The sequence below is a fragment of the Pedobacter miscanthi genome (assembly GCF_032678605.1).
GTDB lineage: Bacteria > Bacteroidota > Bacteroidia > Sphingobacteriales > Sphingobacteriaceae > Pedobacter > Pedobacter miscanthi_A.
Genome location: NZ_JAVTSU010000010.1, coordinates 185,740 through 202,669 on the forward strand (window position 1 = coordinate 185,740; position 16,930 = coordinate 202,669).

15 protein-coding genes are annotated in these 16,930 nt (G+C 39.4%); 5 read left to right on the forward strand and 10 right to left on the reverse strand.

What is annotated here, in order from left to right; translation table 11 throughout:
- Window positions 1-233: 233 nt before the first annotated feature.
- Both R2R28_RS16325 and R2R28_RS16330 read right to left on the reverse strand, forming a co-directional pair.
- A complete protein-coding gene (locus tag R2R28_RS16325; protein WP_316826753.1) occupies window positions 234-584 on the reverse strand; it encodes a translation initiation factor in 351 nt (116 codons plus the stop codon).
- Window positions 585-689: 105 nt separating this feature from the next.
- Entirely contained in the window at window positions 690-1,571 is an 882-nt protein-coding gene (locus R2R28_RS16330; protein WP_316826754.1) for a diacylglycerol/lipid kinase family protein, read from the reverse strand.
- A gap of 223 nt (window positions 1,572-1,794) precedes the next feature.
- On the opposite strand from R2R28_RS16330, the gene metK reads away from it, so the two are divergent.
- Complete coding sequence (metK, locus tag R2R28_RS16335; RefSeq protein WP_316826755.1) at window positions 1,795-3,045, forward strand: methionine adenosyltransferase; 1,251 nt, start codon at window positions 1,795-1,797, stop codon at window positions 3,043-3,045.
- 627 nt (window positions 3,046-3,672) lie between these two features.
- Here the strand turns inward: metK and R2R28_RS16340 are convergent.
- From R2R28_RS16340 to R2R28_RS16360, 5 genes are all read right to left on the reverse strand, one after another.
- Entirely contained in the window at window positions 3,673-5,784 is a 2,112-nt protein-coding gene (locus R2R28_RS16340) for a peptidase domain-containing ABC transporter (RefSeq protein WP_316826756.1), read from the reverse strand.
- A 6-nt stretch (window positions 5,785-5,790) separates the two neighbouring features.
- Window positions 5,791-6,948, reverse strand: a complete 1,158-nt coding sequence (locus tag R2R28_RS16345; protein ID WP_316826757.1) for an HlyD family secretion protein — start codon at window positions 6,946-6,948, stop codon at window positions 5,791-5,793.
- A gap of 63 nt (window positions 6,949-7,011) precedes the next feature.
- A complete protein-coding gene (locus tag R2R28_RS16350; protein WP_316826758.1) occupies window positions 7,012-7,218 on the reverse strand; it encodes a bacteriocin in 207 nt (68 codons plus the stop codon).
- Between the two features lie 305 nt (window positions 7,219-7,523).
- A complete protein-coding gene (locus R2R28_RS16355; protein WP_316826759.1) occupies window positions 7,524-8,057 on the reverse strand; it encodes a biopolymer transporter ExbD in 534 nt (177 codons plus the stop codon).
- Window positions 8,058-8,216: 159 nt separating this feature from the next.
- Window positions 8,217-8,345: a hypothetical protein gene (locus R2R28_RS16360; protein ID WP_316826760.1), complete on the reverse strand. Its 129-nt coding sequence runs from the start codon at window positions 8,343-8,345 to the stop codon at window positions 8,217-8,219.
- 119 nt (window positions 8,346-8,464) lie between these two features.
- Between R2R28_RS16360 and R2R28_RS16365 the strand changes: the two genes are divergently transcribed.
- Together R2R28_RS16365 and R2R28_RS16370 are read left to right on the forward strand one after the other, a co-directional pair.
- Window positions 8,465-8,812, forward strand: coding sequence for a hypothetical protein (locus R2R28_RS16365; protein ID WP_316826761.1), 348 nt, complete (start codon window positions 8,465-8,467; stop codon window positions 8,810-8,812).
- A 118-nt stretch (window positions 8,813-8,930) separates the two neighbouring features.
- Window positions 8,931-9,782: a DMT family transporter gene (locus R2R28_RS16370; RefSeq protein WP_316826762.1), complete on the forward strand. Its 852-nt coding sequence runs from the start codon at window positions 8,931-8,933 to the stop codon at window positions 9,780-9,782.
- On the opposite strand, the gene R2R28_RS16375 is transcribed toward R2R28_RS16370, so the two are convergent.
- Together R2R28_RS16375 and R2R28_RS16380 are read right to left on the reverse strand one after the other, a co-directional pair.
- Window positions 9,783-10,067, reverse strand: coding sequence for a putative quinol monooxygenase (locus R2R28_RS16375; RefSeq protein WP_316826763.1), 285 nt, complete (start codon window positions 10,065-10,067; stop codon window positions 9,783-9,785). It lies immediately after the preceding gene.
- Window positions 10,039-10,668, reverse strand: coding sequence for an NAD(P)H-dependent oxidoreductase (locus R2R28_RS16380; protein WP_316826764.1), 630 nt, complete (start codon window positions 10,666-10,668; stop codon window positions 10,039-10,041). The genes R2R28_RS16375 and R2R28_RS16380 overlap by 29 nt, the downstream gene beginning before the upstream one ends.
- 98 nt (window positions 10,669-10,766) lie before the next feature.
- Between R2R28_RS16380 and R2R28_RS16385 the strand changes: the two genes are divergently transcribed.
- Together R2R28_RS16385 and R2R28_RS16390 are read left to right on the forward strand one after the other, a co-directional pair.
- The gene (locus R2R28_RS16385; protein WP_316826765.1) at window positions 10,767-11,669 is read left to right on the forward strand and encodes a LysR family transcriptional regulator; all 903 of its coding nucleotides are present in this window, start codon (window positions 10,767-10,769) and stop codon (window positions 11,667-11,669) included.
- Window positions 11,670-11,757: 88 nt separating this feature from the next.
- Window positions 11,758-14,253, forward strand: a complete 2,496-nt coding sequence (locus R2R28_RS16390; RefSeq protein WP_316826766.1) for a PAS domain S-box protein — start codon at window positions 11,758-11,760, stop codon at window positions 14,251-14,253.
- 667 nt (window positions 14,254-14,920) lie between these two features.
- On the opposite strand, the gene R2R28_RS16395 is transcribed toward R2R28_RS16390, so the two are convergent.
- A complete protein-coding gene (locus R2R28_RS16395; RefSeq protein WP_316826767.1) occupies window positions 14,921-16,927 on the reverse strand; it encodes a urocanate hydratase in 2,007 nt (668 codons plus the stop codon).
- Between the last annotated feature and the right edge of the window lie 3 nt (window positions 16,928-16,930).

The window sequence follows — 16,930 nt, forward strand, 5'->3', positions numbered from 1 at the left end:
AGAAAGGCCGTCATCCGATACATATCGGATCCCGCGCAGGCGAGAACCGCGCAGTGCTCAGCGAAGCTAACCTTAATGCAACATACAAACCCCGCCAAGGTATTACGATTCCCAATCGAGTTGGGAATGACGCAAAGATTGTAGGCATCGTACTTTGAATGTGGTTGAAGACTATGGCAACAAGCTAAATCAAAAAAGACCCTTCGTTGCACCCGGGATGACAGCTTTTTCTGTTAGCCCCCGGCCTTTTTTACTTTATATCCGTCCTTTTGAAGAATGCCCATTACCTTATCGCGTACATCACCCTGAATCATAATTTCGCCATCTTTAACCGAACCACCCACACCACATTTGGTTTTCAGCATTTTGCCCAGTATATCTAAATCCTCCGGTCGGCCTCTAAAACCTGTAATTAAGGTTACAGCTTTGCCGCCACGATTCTTTTTATCCAACATTACCCTCAAATCCTGCTGGTTATTTGGAGAAGTAACGGTATCATCAACTTCTTCTTCATATTCGAAGTCCGGATTGGTAGAATACATAATTCCTCCAAGATCGCTTAAACTATTTTTCTTTGGTTTCATGCTATAAATGTAAAATGGTTCATTGGTTCAATAGCCATTGGTTTATTCGTCAATGGTCAATAGTCAGATTGTCTCCAAACTCTAAACCCTCAACCCCAAGCTCAACTAGGGCACAATTACCTTAAGCGAGAGTGGGTTCACCACCGCCTGGATCTCTGTTCCCATTTGTAAAGGTTCTCCATCTACATGCACGGCACCGGCTGTTTCCCTTATAATTTTAATATTTTTTCCTTTAATAATTTCAATCATATCAGATGTTTCTGCTTTGCCCCTTAACATTACATAACCTAAAACAGGCAATTTTAGTATCGGGAAAGGTTTAATAATACAAACATCCAGCAAACCATCTTTTACCGAGGCATTAGGTGCAATATAAACATCATTACCGTATTGAGATGAGTTGGCAATACTGATGGCAAAAGCCTTTCTGGTATAATCTGTACCATCAATATTTAATTGATAGGTTTGAGCTTTATAATTAAAAACCTCTTTAAAACCCAGCTTTACATAACCAGATAAACCACGTTTTTTATCTTTCGAAAAAACAGCACTCAAATGGGCATCGAAACCCATTCCTGCCAGGTTAAAAAAACATTTATTGTTAAACTCAGCGGTATCAATCTCATCAATGTTAAAGTTATTGATAATGGAAAGTGCATATCTTAAGTTTTTAGAGATATTTAAAAACCGGGCAAGGCCATTTCCTGACCCCAAAGGTAAAACCCCTAAAATTTTATTGTGTTTTAATACCTTGCTTGCTACCTCGTTAATGGTACCATCGCCACCTGCAGCCACAATTACATCGAAGTTTTTGATAGCAGCTTCATCTGCAAGTTCGCCGGCATGACCCACATATTCGCTAAAAACAAAATTCGGACTAAACTTTTCCTTATCCAGGTATTTATCGATAAAATCAGGAATACGCAGCTTCCTCCTCCCACCAGAGATAGGATTGATGATAAAGAGGATATTGATCTTTGTGTGCAAAATGTAAGATTGAGTGCACAAAATAATCTATAATTTTTGAAATAAAGAAAATATGCTAATTTTGCGACAGTAAAAAGTGGATTGATTTGCTATCCCGATACTTCGGGACCGGATTGCAACCACTTAAAAAAATTGCTAATGCCTCCTTTCAATCATTTAAACACCTGTTTCCAAGGGGTTTGGCAATTATAAATTTGTTTATTTATCATTAATTATTTAATAAATGTCATATTTATTTACATCAGAATCTGTTTCTGAAGGTCACCCAGATAAAATCGCCGATCAAATTTCGGATGCGTTAATTGATAACTTTTTGGCTTTCGATCCAGAATCAAAGGTAGCTTGCGAAACTTTGGTTACCACTGGTCAGGTTATTTTGGCGGGTGAAGTAAAATCTAAAACATATTTAGATGTACAACAAATTGCACGCGATGTGATCAAGAAAATTGGCTACACCAAAAGCGAATACATGTTCGAAGCTAACTCTTGTGGTATTTTATCTGCCATACACGAGCAATCACAAGATATTAATCAAGGTGTAGATAGAAGTAATAAAGAAGATCAGGGTGCTGGCGATCAGGGCATGATGTTCGGTTATGCAACCAACGAAACTGAAGATTATATGCCTTTGGCATTAGATCTTTCGCATAAACTATTACAGGAACTTGCGGTTTTACGTCGCGAAAACAACGAAATTAAATACTTGCGTCCTGATGCAAAAAGCCAGGTTACCTTGGAGTACGATGATCACAATAAACCAGTTCGCATCGATGCCATTGTAATTTCTACACAGCACGATGATTTTGATGAAGAAGCAACCATGCTGGCAAAAATCAAAACCGACCTGGTAAATATCTTAATCCCAAGAATTATCAAAAGCAATCCGCAATATGCGCATTTGTTTAACGATAAAATTGAATACCACATTAACCCAACCGGTAAATTTGTAATCGGTGGTCCGCATGGCGATACCGGCTTAACCGGAAGAAAAATTATTGTTGATACTTACGGTGGTAAAGGTGCTCACGGTGGTGGTGCTTTTTCAGGTAAAGATCCAAGTAAAGTAGATAGAAGTGCAGCTTATGCTACGCGCCATATCGCTAAAAATTTAGTTGCTGCAGGTATTGCCGACGAAATTTTAGTGCAGGTATCTTACGCTATCGGCGTTGCCAAACCAATGGGTATTTACATCAATACTTACGGAACGGGTAAAGTGGGTAAAACTGATGGCGAGATAGCTAAAATTGTTGAATCGGTTTTTGATATGCGCCCTTACTTTATTGAGCAACGTTTAAAATTAAGAAACCCAATTTATAGCGAAACTGCTGCTTACGGACATATGGGCCGTACACCAGAAACAGTTACCAAAACTTTCAGAACACCAAACGGCGAAGAAAAAACGGTTTCGGTTGAGTTGTTTACCTGGGAAAAATTAGATTACGTAGACCAGGTTAAAGCTGCTTTCGGCATTTAATTCTTCGAATAAATTTATAGAGAAGGCGTTTTGCAATTTGCAGAACGCCTTTTTTGTTGCGCCCATCTTACAAAGTCGGCATGGGCCTCTGTTGGGGCAGGCAGCGTAAGTTGGGTTAAATTCTATGTTTGGTAGCTCACCAAACAGCAGAAAAATCATTGTTATTTTTTTTGAAAAGCACGATGCTGTGTTCATCGGTTCCGAAAGCCCCGCTATACGCTATACTTCGTATCGCTGCTATCGGGTTTATTTAACAGGGGCTGGTGGTTCTTAGGGTAGAAATCCCCCTCGAAAGTAAATGTTATGGAACTTTGCTATTTTCCGGTAATAGTAGCAAAAGCTTAATTTACCCAAACCTGATTGACGCGGGTAGCTCCCGATTTTTTTTCTAATCGGGACGACAAGCAAAAAGCAGGACCGACATTAAAAAAAAGCTACTGCAATTGCTTTCCAAAAAAAAGCAACAAAAAATTGCCTGTTTATTTTCTGATCAGATGCTACCATCTTAAAGCGCTAAATTATAATAATGTTTTAGCATGAAAGACCCCCGATGTGGAATCGGGAAAGGGTGGCGGAATCAGAACTTACAAAGTTTTCCTTACGCTCATCCCTTGCTAAACTTTGCAATTAGGCCAGATGATACTTCAATTCCTGGTGGCTACCCTGCTCTACCACAACCCCTTTATCCAGTACAATAATTTTATCCGCATTGTTTAATGTGCTTGATCGGTGCGTAATCACGATTACGGTTTTCTGCTCGGCTTTTAAAAATTCGATCATCCGTTGTACATGTTGCTCAGACACTGAATCGAGCGATGAGGTGGCCTCATCTAAAATCAAAATTTCCGGATCGCGGTATAAAGCTCTTGCAATAGCAATGCGCTGTCTTTGCCCACCTGATAAGGATGCTCCTTTTTCACCCAAATACGTCTGAAAACCTTTTGGTAATGCTTCAATAAAGCCGATCAACCCCAATTTGGTGGCAATATCAATAATCCTTTGCATATCGGGTTCGTCTTCACCTATTGCAATATTATCGATTACGTTACCGGCAAATAAATCAATTTGTTGCGGCACTACCGATACCATTTTCCGCAGCGAAACATTGCTGATGTATTTCAGGTCGTATTTTCCGATGCGCACATTCCCGGCCTGGATAGGATAAATATTTTGAAGGACGGACATTAACGTCGATTTTCCTGAGCCGCTTTCGCCCACTATGGCCGTAAATTTACCCTGCGGAATAGTTAAGTTCAGGTTTTCAAAAACAGGCAATCTTCCTCCATAACGGAAAGAAACATTTTCGAAATGGATATCGCCAATTTTATCGGGAGTCAGTTCGATCTGATTTTCATCGCTTTCGCGTTCCAGGTCCATAATTTCGAACAGCCGGTCTGCAGCAATTACCGCATCCTGTACGGTTTTGTTCATTCCAATTAATGAAGAAACCGGGCCTGTAAAATAACCAATCAAGGTATAGAACGATAATAACTCTCCCGGTGTAATCGAATTACTCAATACATAACCCGCCCCTACCCAAAGTAAAATAATGGTAATCATTCTGGAAATAAATTCGGTTGATGTACCCGATACCACGGCATTAATATTGGATTTAAAACCAGCCTGAAGCAATTTAATAAAGCGGGTTTCGGTTTTATCATTTGCATAGTCTTCTAAACCAAAACGTTTAATGGTACCAACTGCATTTAAACTTTCTACCAACTGCGATTCGAGTTCGGCAGCATCTTCCATTAACCTGCGCTGCGTTCGTTTGTTAAACCGATCGGTAATCACATAAATTACAAAATACAATGGAATAACAGTAAGGGTAATCAGGGCGAGTTTCCAGTAATAGGTAAACATCATGATGAATGAAAAGAAAACAATAAAAATGTTCACCACAAAATTTACGCATACATCGTTTAAAAAGGTTCTGATTTTTACCGCATCGTTTATCCTCGAAATAATTTCGCCCACCCGCATGGTATCAAAAAATTGCTGTGGCAAGCGCAGCAAATGTTTATAATAACCCAAAATAAGCTGCGAATCTATTAACTGACCAGTTTTTAAGGTAAAAACAGTTTTTGCCGAACCAATAAACATTTGCACCAATAAAATTACCATCATGGCAATGCTCATCAGGTTAAGCAGATTATGATTGCCATCTACAAGGACAAAATCGACCAGTTTCTGCACAAAAACAGAAGTTGATAAGCCCAATATAGTATAAACAATTGCACCAAATAAAACCTGTGCCAGAATGCCTTTGTGCGGTTTAACCAAACTCCAAAACCTAGCCTGGATTGATTTTTTTTCATTTCCGATCTGGAAACTTTCTGATGGCAACAACAGTATTAAAGCACCAGTCCATTCCTTTTTAAATTCATCATGTGTTTTACGGTGCACTTTCCCATCCATAGGATCCATCACCTCTATAAACTTGCCGCTTACTTTGTAAATTACTACATAATGCTGCAGGATGTTGTTTACAATAATATGGGCAATGGCTGGTGTAGGGATTTTAAATAAACTATCAAAAGGTGCTTTTACCCCTTTTGCCTCGAATCCTAGTTTTTGGGCTGCCTCCACCAAACCTAAAACGGTGGTTCCTTTTTTATCGGTTCCGGCCAGTTGCCTGATGCGGGCAACTGCCAGGTCTAATTTATAATGTGAGGCAATTGAAGCCAAACAAGCTGCGCCACAATCTGTAATATCACGTTGCATTACTTTTGTACTCATTACCTTTTATGTTTTTTGGATCAGGTTTGGATTAACCCAATCGTCTACCTTATCGTAAAGCAACTGGTATAAACTTCGGTCGGTAACTTTAAAACGGGCTGTAAAGTTCATTCCTTTTTTAAGGTAACCTTTGTAACCGTTCTTTAACTTCAGGAAATTTTTATCCATTAAACATTTCACTTTAAAAGCAGGCTGGTTATTGTTTAAAATCACAATATCATCCGAAATATCGATTACCTTGCCCACTGCTAAACCCCATTGGTTATAGTTGTAGGCATTGATTTGAAAATGCACCATCTGTCCTTTTCTGATGAGGCCAATATCCGATGGATTGATGTAACAATAGGCTGCCAAACCTGCATCGGGCGAAACCTCGCCAACTTTTTGGTTAGCAAACACATAAGCTCCCTGTTGCAAACCAATCAGGTTTTGCACTGAGCCATCAATCGGTGCACGTAAAACGTACTGTTTTTTCTGCTCATTCAATTCGGCCTGCTGACCGGAAAGCTGGCGCAACTCGTTACGGAAACCGTTGGCTTCGGTTTGCCATTGGGTTTTATATTTGGTACGCACCATTAAATAAGCCGATTCGGCCTGCTCGAGTTCGTATCTGTATTTTTCGTATTCTGATTGCGTAAGTACTTTATTTTGATAAAGTTTATTATACCGCGCAAATGTGCTGGTTGCCTGCCGTTTAGAAATTCCGGCGTTTTTTAGCTCCTGCACATATTGTTGCCACGAAGCCGCATATTGGCCCGTTTGTAAATTGGAGCCGCCATCGAATGACAGCAATGCATTAATATCGTGTAAAAATTGGGAAACCTGGCTTTTACGGGTTTCTACCAGGGCATCCTGCTGTTTGGGTAACCCGGCATCAATAGCCAAAAGTGTATCACCCTGTTTTAGTCGCTTATTATCCGATAATTTATACTGTATTAAGCGACCATTAACCGGCACAATAAGTTCTGTTTTTTCGATGGTAGATTGCAAAATGCCTGTACCATTGATACTGATGGGTATTTTTATAAAAGGAAGGGCAATTATAACCACTAAAATTGCCATAACGGTTACAATATATATTAACTGGCTTGATTTACTAATTTGAGAACGGTAAACAAGAGCGGTATGCGAAATTTTTTCGGTAGAGTAATGGGTTAGCGCCATAGGATTTAGATTTTAAAGCATCCGCCATTCTGAAAACCAGAACAGCGGATGCAATAAATTTGCTTATAAACTCCAAACAAGTTTCAAAACATTGGTTACTGTTTTGTTTAAAAATGCTGAAGTGTCTGCGCCAACTGCATTTAAAGTTCCTGAAAGAGAAGCTAAAAGTTCGCTTAAAGTATTGTTAACAATACCACCACCTTCTACTTGTGACATTTCAGTTGTGTTCATTTCTTTAACACCAAGATTTTTTAATTCTAAACTTTTCATACTAGATTTTTTTTGAGTTTTAAGATCCCTACTCTTTTTAGGCTTTTCGGGATGCGCCTGATGCTTGGCCAAACACTTCGACGAATGTAATCATATTAGCTATACGGATGTAGTATTAAACATCTAACACAAAGCTAACGATTCGTTAATCACCCAAGAAAAGTGCCTTAAAACCCCAGAAACGCAATCTCTACTAAAAAACTAGTGTATTAGTTATCATATTCAATTTATTCATTAGCCGTAAAACGTTTTATATTCTTTTTATTCGCTCATCAACAACCACGAATACTTAAAAATAAGTAGTATTATAGGTTATTATTTTTCATAAAAGCCAACTCTTTTTCAGCAAAATGATCATCGTCGATGCTATAAGATTTAATATCAGCGATTTTTATTTCATCAATTGCATCAACAAAATTCTGGAATTTGGCTGTTTTACCAGGCTTGATGATCACAATCATATACTTTGATGGATTATTTTGATGTGTAGCCTTAACCAATAACTCATTCGCTTTGATTTCTTTCTGAAGATCGGCTACAGCAATTACTTTCATATTTGCCTTTTCAATGGTTCCCATGTAAGAAACGGCTTTGTTATCTTTTCCAAGTACAATGGTCATGGTACGTGATTCGGGATAATTTTCCACTACATCAGGAGAAGTCTTATCTGGCTTAGCAATATCTGCAGCATTTAATTGGCCCAAAGTGGTGGTGAGCATAAAAAATGTAGTTAATAAAAACATCAAATCTACCATTGCGGTAAGATCTACCTTTGGTGCTGTTTTTTTGGTTCTTCCTTTTACGGCCTTGCCGCTTTGAGATTCGTTTAGAGTTGCCATAATAATTTAGGTTTTTTAATGATGATGACAACCCTGATCAAATTGCATAAAAAAAGCGATTAAAAAATTTAACCGCTTTAACGTATTACGATTCCTTATGCCATACTGAGCTTGTCGAAGTGCATTTATATGATTTATATAAAGGTCTTCGACAGGCTATCAATCACAGATTTGAAAATCGGCCGTCATTCCCGCGCAGGCGTGAATCGTAATGCAACCTGCAACCCCTACCAAATGCATTACAATTGCCATGACTGCAAAAGCCAGACTTAAAAGCGTGTTTTTCATATCAATAAAATTTAGTTTTTATATGAAACAGATTGACAATCATTTAGTTTGCTTAAAACAGCCTGCTTTCAAAACCATTTCCTGTACCACTTGTTTAATCATTATAAAATCGTATAACTATGGAACAGCCAATTGCAATGAACACTTTGAGTCAAATTTTGGAGAAATTGAGGCTGAAAGGAAAAGATAACGAATTAAAAATATCCGATCACGGTAAAATGCAGAGTAAATCGCTCGGTAAAATTTACAAACCGGAGGATTTAACCATTGTTAAAACTTATCGCTTCGAAGGCGATTCGGACCCGGCAGATAATTCGGTGCTATATCTTGTTGAAGATCAGGATAAAAATATTGGATACATATTAGATGCTTATGGTATCTATTCGGATAATGATGGACCATCATTTGATGATTTCTTGAAAAAAATACCTACCGAAAATAGGGATGAACAGGAGCTTTTCTGTTAATAAATTTGCAAAACATTATAGAAGGGAGCATTGGTGTAATCTGATTCTCCCTTTTTTTATTTAAAAAAATTAAAAAGCTATATTTCCGTAATTTTGCGGCCTTATTTAAGGGCCTCAGATGAAAAGTAAAGTCAATATTCCACCAATTACTGCTGTTTTACTGTCTATTATCAGTGTACAGTGTGGTGCGGCAATTGCAAAAGGACTTTTCCCTCAAATTGGGGCTGCGGCCACAGCATCATTACGGATTGGTTTATCAGCTGTAATTTTACTCATCGCTTTCAGGCCAAACCCGTTTAAACTAAATGCCAAACAATGGAAATATGTGACTCTTTACGGTGTTTGTCTAGGCGTAATGAACATGATATTTTATATGGCCATTGCCAGGATACCGGTTGGCTTAGGCGTAACCTTAGAATTTGTTGGGCCTTTGGCTTTAGCCATTTTTGGCTCCAAAAAAGCTATTGATTTTATCTGGGTAATATTGGCTGCAGCGGGTATTATACTTATTACTCCCTGGACAGGCACAGGATTAAATATAACCGGCATATTACTCGCACTTTTAGCCGGTGTTTTTTGGGCAAGTTATATTATACTGGGTGGCCGGATTTCGAAAATTATGAATGGTGGTGATGCTGTTGCCATTGGGATGGTATTTGCCACTTTGGTTATTCTTCCTTTCGGCATCTGGGGAGGCGGTTTAAGCATTTTAACCCCGAAATTATTAGGTTTAGGAGCAGCGCTTGCGCTACTATCAAGCGCCATTCCGTTTACCCTCGAAATGAAAGCCCTAAAGCAGATTCCGGCTCGGACTTTCAGTATTTTAATGAGCCTCGAACCAGCAATGGCTTCATTTGCAGCGCTGATATTTTTACAGGAATACCTCACACTTAAAGAATGTTTTGCCGTAGCCTTTGTGGTGATTGCCTCTGCTGGCTCTGCTTTAACTGCTAAACGTGCAAAATTATAATCAAGCCAGTTTTTGGGTTTTGTAAATTACAATTTCGTCTGTAAGTACGCCTGCCTGATCTACAAAAGCCAAAATATAAGGCTGCTCATTGTGTTGATCTAAACTTGCCTGATCTTTCCATTCCTCCTGAAAAATAAAGGTTAAATTTCCGGCAGATTCGTGCAAATCGTATTGGATGCAGGCTTCTTCTTTTCGCGAGTTGGCTACCATATCCAGTAAAATGGTTCTTAGCGGAGCCACAGTGGCCTGTTTACTCTTAATTATTGCTGTTAGATAAATGCTCATATACTTCAGTATTTAAAAAGTTTTGTGTTAAATGTTCATGATGCTGTTTTAACGCAGTCATAATATCTGCATTTTTTTCTACGTCGTGGAAGTGGGTACCCTCTATTCTTTCCATACCTGTAAAGGCGTTCATTCTATGGAAGCCGAACAAAACACCATCATCCACACTGGTTTCCATAAAAAACTCACCGGGTAAGGTAAATGCTTCTTTTGGTGCGTTCCACGATGAGGTAACCATATATTTACGGCCATGTAACATGCCGCCTGTACCATAATTCCGGCTGGGATTATCAGCTTTACGGCCATCGCTAACATAAATTCCTTTTTTGTGACCTTCTGTAAATACCACATCGATGTATTTTTTAAAATCATGCGGCAATTGAAACCACCAGATCGGTGTATGATAAATCACCACATCGGCCCAAACATATTTTTCTACTTCTTCTGCAGGATTGTAATTGTGGTTAATGTTGGTTGTTTTAACCTCAAAATCTGCTAATGATGAAAAGAAATCGGCGGTCGCATCGGCAATGGTTTCGTTAAATTTTCCTCCGGAGTGACCAAATTTTTGTCCTCCGTTGATGATGAATATTTTTGTCATTTCGTTTTTCTATTTTGATAAGACAAAATTACCAAGCTAAATCCTATTATTAAAACAAGTTAATTCATAGATTTGTATCAGAATTATAATAGCTAATTATGGTTAATTTAGAATGGTACAGGAGTTTTAAGGCGATTTATAAAACCGGTACTTTAACCGGTGCGGCCGAAAGCCTTTTTATTTCGCAGCCTGGTGTAAGTTTACACCTCAGCTCTTTAGAAAGTTATGTGGGTTATAAACTTTTCGAACGTACGGGCAGAAAAATGATCCCTACGGAAAAAGGAAAAGTATTGTATAATTTTATATTAGAACCACTTGCAAAACTGGAGGATGCCGAGAAACACTTCCAGAAAAGCACAGAGAAACACACTCCAACCATTAGTGTAGGCATGTGTTTCGAAACTTTTCAGATCACACTCGAGCAGTATATTTCAACCCTTCCCTTTAATGTGATTATTCGCTTTGGGGAATATCCCGAAATGCTCGATCAACTGGATAAAGGCATTTTAGACCTGATTATCACCCCACAAAAAGGCAATTCGCCCAATGTAGCGCATGAAGCATTTTCTTCTGAAACCATCGTTCTGGTTGGTGGAATAGAAACCGATGCCCAAATTTTTGATTCCCTGGCCAAAAAGAAAGATTTAGCAGGAATGGAGGCCTGGTTAAAGGAACAGAAATGGTATGGCACTGCCGGAGACATGGAACACCTCCTGCGTTTCTGGCAACTTAATTTTGGCAAAAGGGCAGATTTCAGGCCAAATTACATTGTGCCGAATCTTAATTCGATTGTCCGTTGCCTTTCCGGTGGAAAAGGACTGGCCATTATCCCCGATTTCCTGTGTAAAAAAGAAGTAGATGAAGAAAAAATCAAGATAATTTGGCAGGGTATTACACCTCTTAAAAATACATTATATTTTGGTTGCAGAAAAAATACGCAGTATGCTTCAGAAATTCATGTAATTAAAAACCTTTTTAAGGAGGTTATGGTTAGTATATAGTTCAAAATCAATATTTAGAGTTTACGACTAAGTTATTTTGAAATTTAGATAAAATATTTATTTTAGATTATCCCTTAATATCCCATAAATGAGTCAGTACAGTCACCTTTTAAGCAACGATCAACTATTAGAAGTTTTTAACTTAACCTATACTGCCACTGCTGTTCATGTTGGAGAAACTGCTATAATTCAGGTTGCAAACGATGCGATGCTCAGGATTTGGGGGAAAGACCGAAGCATCATCGGAAAATCTTTAGAAGATGCCTTGCCTGAATTAAAAGGCCAGCCTTTTATCGAAATGTTCAGAAAAGTTTGGCTCGAAGGACTGGTGATATCAGGAAAAGATACTGCTGCCGATATTATAATAGACGGACAGCTCCAAACCTTTTATTTTGACTTTGAGTACCGGGCAATAAAAGATGATGAGGGAAAAACCATCTGTATTTTGCATACTGCAATTGATGTGAGTGAGCGGGTACTTAGGCAGGAAGCGGTAGAAAGGGAGCGTGAGAAAGCAGAAGCATTGCAGCGTGAGCAGGCTTTAAATGAAGAACTGGCCGCAACTGTTGAAGAATTAGCAGCAACGAATGAAGAACTGGTTGCTACAAACGAAGAACTGCAGGAAACACAAGAAACATTACATGTTTTAAATAATGAACTGGAATTGCGGGTTCTGGAACGTTTTAATCAACTTTCGGAAAGCGAAAAACGTTTTAAAACGATGGCCGAAGGCACAGACATTTTTATTGCCGTAGGTGATGAAAATGGAAACGCGATTTATTTTAATAAATCATGGACAGATCTCACCGGCCGGTCAATGAAAGACCTGCTTGCGTTTAACTGGATTAACCTCGTACACCCGGATGACCAATACAGGTATGAACAGCTTTATCAAGCTGCCTTTGCTGCGAAAAAACCGTTTGTAGGCGAATTCAGGATCCTGAGTAAAAAAGGCGATTACAGGTGGCTGCTGGCCAGCGGCCCGCCGCGTTTCCATGCAAACGGATCTTTTGCGGGTTATATTACCTCGTGTGTGGATATTACCGAACGAAAACTGATTGAACTGGAGCGTTTAAACCTGACCAAACTGATTGAAGCCAGCTCAGAATTTATAGGTCTGGCAGGGCTTGATATGTCTATCCAGTATTTAAACCCTGCGGCTATAAAGAAATTGGGTTGGGAGAGTGTAACCAATCGGACGATTTTAGACTGCGTTTTTCCGGACGACAGGCAAATGGCAGAACAACTTTTACCAGGAATTTTGCACAACCTGAACTTTAGGGAGGAAATCCGTTTCTGGAACGAGAAAACAGGAAAACCTTTTTGGATTGAGTGGAATGGTTTTGCCATTAAAAATGAAGAGAACGATGAAGTAATTGCCATGGCTACGGTAAGTCCTGATATTACAGAAAGAAAACTTTATCAGGAAGAACTTCAGGATATTAATATGGAAATGGCCGCAGCAAATGAAGAGTTGGCGACTACCAACGAAGAACTTGCCCAAACACATGAAGACCTGATTCAATATGTAAATAAACTGGCTGAAAGTGAAGAAAAACTTCGCCAGGCGATAGAAACGGGTAGAATGGGTACCTGGAGCATCAACCCAAAAACGCTCGAAATAAGTATGTCTGATTTTGTTAAAAACTTGCTTGGCTTACCAATTGATCAACCGGTTGCCATGGAAGCCATTATGAATGCCGTTAACGAGGATTATCATGATATGCTGAATACTGCATTAGGAAATGCCTTAAAAAACCATTCATCAAGCGATACAGAATACCCCATTAACAACTTAGTTACCGGTGAAGAAAAATGGGTAAGGGCAACGGGAAGGGTATTTGTAGATCAATACGGAAATGCGACAGAATATTCGGGTTTATTTATTGATATCACGGAGCAGAAACTGGATGAACTGAGGAAAAATGACTTTATCGGCATGGTAAGTCATGAGCTAAAAACCCCTTTAACGGCTATTAATGGTTTTGTGCAGGTTTTGCAGCGTAAAGCTAAAAAAGACGAAGACAATTATGCAATTATTGCTTTGGATAAGACACATAGCCAGATCAGAAAAATGACCACCATGATTAATGGTTTCTTAAATGTATCGCGACTGGAATCGGGTAAACTTTTAATCGAAAAAAGTGATTTTAACCTGGATAACCTTTTAAAAGAAACCATTGAAGAAACTTATATTTCGCAATCGTCTCACCAGATTATATTAAAGCCAACCTGCGAGGTAACCGTCCATGCAGATCGTGATAAAATCGGAAATGTAATTTCTAACCTGATCAGCAATAGTTTAAAATATTCAGATAACGGTACAAACATCGAAGTTACCTGCAAATTATCTGATACTGAGGTTGAAATTCAGATAAAAGATGAAGGCATAGGAATTAAACCCGATGATCTTGATAAACTTTTCGAGCGTTATTACCGGGTACAAGGCAACCATACCATTTCGGGTTTTGGTATAGGGCTTTACCTCAGCGCGGAAATTATTGAAAGGCATCATGGTAAAATATGGGCCGAAAGTGAAGAAGGCAAAGGTTCTGTGTTTCATTTTACTTTGCCTTTGAGTTGATCGCATATTTTACCACAGAGTACATCGGGTTTTTCGCAGAGGGGCACAGAGGATTAGAGAAATTCATCATTGCGAGAAAGCTTTTCAGCCGACAGCCAGCCCCGATTTTCTGGAAGAATTCTTAATAGTTTCGTCATTCCCAACTTGATTGGGAATCTTAAAGCACTTGCATTACGACTCATACCTGCGCGCGAAAAAAAATAGTAAAAAGAAGAATCTTCAGTTCTTAAATACAATCCAATAGACAAAGATTCTTCACTGCGTTATCAATGACAGATTTAGAAAATCGCCCGTCATTCCCGCGCAGTCCTATCGTGTGGACACATCTTTTTTAAATTTTTGTGGCGTTATGCTGGCTTGCTTTGAAATAACCCAGCCCTAACCGAAGAACTCCGTCAATCCCAAGTGGCGGAAGGATCAAAAAAACAGTTGCACAATAGGACAACTTGCGCTACCAAACCTAAAACGCAGTGGTTTTGTGAAAATATCACTCAAACTTTCGAAGTGCTCAGCGAAGCTAATCTTAATGCAACCTGCAATCCCTACTAAGGCATTACGATTGCCAGTCGAGCTGGCAATGACGATTATACGCACTGTCATTAAACCTCCAATGTATTTGAAAAATGCTAACCTCCACCACTGACAAAAAAGATTTTTTTTTTAAACCTTAACCTATTCCTAATCCATCCAATAAGGCATCATCAACCAGATTTGGGAGCGTAATTTTTAAAGTACCTGTCCGTTCCATTTCGCGTTCGATGGCAAAACGGGCTTCTTTGTTGCGTGCCCAGCTTCTTCTGGCAATTCCGTTATTTACATCATAAAAAAGCATGTTCTGCAATTTTTCTGCTGCCTGGCTGCTTCCATCCAGCACCATTCCAAAACCACCATTTATTACCTCGCCCCAGCCAACGCCACCACCATTATGGATCGAAACCCAGGTTGCACCCCTAAAACTATCACCAATTACATTATGGATGGCCATATCTGCGGTAAACCTGCTTCCATCATAAATATTACTTGTTTCCCTGAAGGGCGAATCTGTTCCGCTTACATCATGATGATCTCTACCTAGAATAACTGCTGCAGATAATTCACCTGTTTTAATGGCTTCATTAAATTTCAGCGCGATCTTTGCCCTCCCTTCGGCATCGGCATATAAAATCCGCGCTTTTGAACCTACTACAAGCTTGTTCTCCTTGGCTGCAGTAATCCAGTTAATATTATCCTGTAACTGTTGCTGTATTTCTGATGGGGCAGTTAATTTAATTTCTTCCATTACTTCTTTTGCGATGCGATCAGTTAAATCGAGATCCTTCTCGCTCCCGGAAGCACATACCCACCTAAACGGACCAAATCCATAATCGAAACACAATGGTCCTAAAATATCTTCTACGTAAGAGGGGTACCTAAAATCGATCCCATTAACCGCCATTACATCGGCGCCTGCTCTACTACACTCTAGCAGAAAAGCATTTCCATAATCAAAAAAGTAAGTTCCTTTGGCGGTATGTTTGTTAATGCTGGCTGCCTGTCTTTTTAACGAATCCTGAACATCAACCCTAAATTGATCGGCTGCATTGGCCATCATTTTATTGGCTTCTTCAAAACTCAATCCTACCGGATAATAACCTCCTGAGTATGGATTATGCAATGAAGTTTGGTCAGAACCAATGGCAATTTCGATATTTTCCTGATCAAAGCGTTCCCAAACATCAACGATGTTGCCAATGTAAGCCACGGAAACCGTTTCTTTTCCTTTTTGAGCTAATATTACACGGTTAACCAGTTCATCCAAATTATCGATCAACTCATCTACCCAGCCTTGTTGATGCCTTTTGGTTGCAGCCTTTGGATTTACCTCTGCACACACGGTAATACAGCCCACAATATTACCCGCTTTGGTTTGTGCACCACTCATGCCACCCAAACCTGCGGTAAGGAATATTTTACCAGCGGTATCCTGCCCATAAAAACCTTTTTTGCGAAAAGCGTTCATTAAGGTAATGGCTGTACCATGTACAATGCCCTGAGGCCCTATATACATATAAGAACCCGCCGTCATTTGTCCATACTGGGTTACCCCTAAGGCGCTAAACTTTTCAAGATCCCCGGGCGAAGAATAATTCGGTACCATCATGCCATTGGTAACCACCACACGCGGCGCAGCGGTACTTGAGGGGAATAAACCCTGTGGATGCCCGCTATAAATATTCAGCGTTTGCTGATCGGTCATGGTAGCAAGGTATTGCATCGTTAATAAATACTGCGCCCAATTTTGGAACACGCTCCCATTACCGCCATAAGTAATCAGCTCTTCGGGATGCTGGGCTATTGCCGGATCCAGATTATTCTGAATCATGAGCATAATTGCCCCAGCATGCATTGTAAGGCAAGGGTATTCATTTATCGGCCTTGCATAAATAGTATAATCGGGCATAAAACGGTACATATAAATATGACCGTAGTTTTGCAGTTCAGCTAAAAATTCTGGTGCCAGTTCTGCATGCCATGCCTCTGGAAAATAACGTAAAGCATTTTTAATACTCAGCTTTTTTTCACCTGCATTTAAAACATCTTTCCTTACAGGAGCATGGCTCAATGCTGTATTTCTTGTTTTGGGAGCAGGCAATGTTGAAGGAATACCTGCCAGTATCTGTGCTTTAAAATCCATATT

What these genes read in the sequence shown, in the direction of transcription:
- R2R28_RS16325 (WP_316826753.1), bottom strand. Translation starts at nt 584, where the DNA reads ATGAAACCAAAGAAAAATAGTTTAAGCGATCTTGGAGGAATTATGTAT.
- metK (WP_316826755.1), top strand. Translation starts at nt 1,795, where the DNA reads ATGTCATATTTATTTACATCAGAATCTGTTTCTGAAGGTCACCCAGAT.
- R2R28_RS16340 (WP_316826756.1), bottom strand. Translation starts at nt 5,784, where the DNA reads ATGAGTACAAAAGTAATGCAACGTGATATTACAGATTGTGGCGCAGCT.
- R2R28_RS16345 (WP_316826757.1), bottom strand. Translation starts at nt 6,948, where the DNA reads ATGGCGCTAACCCATTACTCTACCGAAAAAATTTCGCATACCGCTCTT.
- R2R28_RS16350 (WP_316826758.1), bottom strand. Translation starts at nt 7,218, where the DNA reads ATGAAAAGTTTAGAATTAAAAAATCTTGGTGTTAAAGAAATGAACACA.
- R2R28_RS16355 (WP_316826759.1), bottom strand. Translation starts at nt 8,057, where the DNA reads ATGGCAACTCTAAACGAATCTCAAAGCGGCAAGGCCGTAAAAGGAAGA.
- R2R28_RS16360 (WP_316826760.1), bottom strand. Translation starts at nt 8,345, where the DNA reads ATGAAAAACACGCTTTTAAGTCTGGCTTTTGCAGTCATGGCAATTGTA.
- R2R28_RS16365 (WP_316826761.1), top strand. Translation starts at nt 8,465, where the DNA reads ATGGAACAGCCAATTGCAATGAACACTTTGAGTCAAATTTTGGAGAAA.
- R2R28_RS16370 (WP_316826762.1), top strand. Translation starts at nt 8,931, where the DNA reads ATGAAAAGTAAAGTCAATATTCCACCAATTACTGCTGTTTTACTGTCT.
- R2R28_RS16375 (WP_316826763.1), bottom strand. Translation starts at nt 10,067, where the DNA reads ATGAGCATTTATCTAACAGCAATAATTAAGAGTAAACAGGCCACTGTG.
- R2R28_RS16380 (WP_316826764.1), bottom strand. Translation starts at nt 10,668, where the DNA reads ATGACAAAAATATTCATCATCAACGGAGGACAAAAATTTGGTCACTCC.
- R2R28_RS16385 (WP_316826765.1), top strand. Translation starts at nt 10,767, where the DNA reads ATGGTTAATTTAGAATGGTACAGGAGTTTTAAGGCGATTTATAAAACC.
- R2R28_RS16390 (WP_316826766.1), top strand. Translation starts at nt 11,758, where the DNA reads ATGAGTCAGTACAGTCACCTTTTAAGCAACGATCAACTATTAGAAGTT.
- R2R28_RS16395 (WP_316826767.1), bottom strand. Translation starts at nt 16,927, where the DNA reads ATGGATTTTAAAGCACAGATACTGGCAGGTATTCCTTCAACATTGCCT.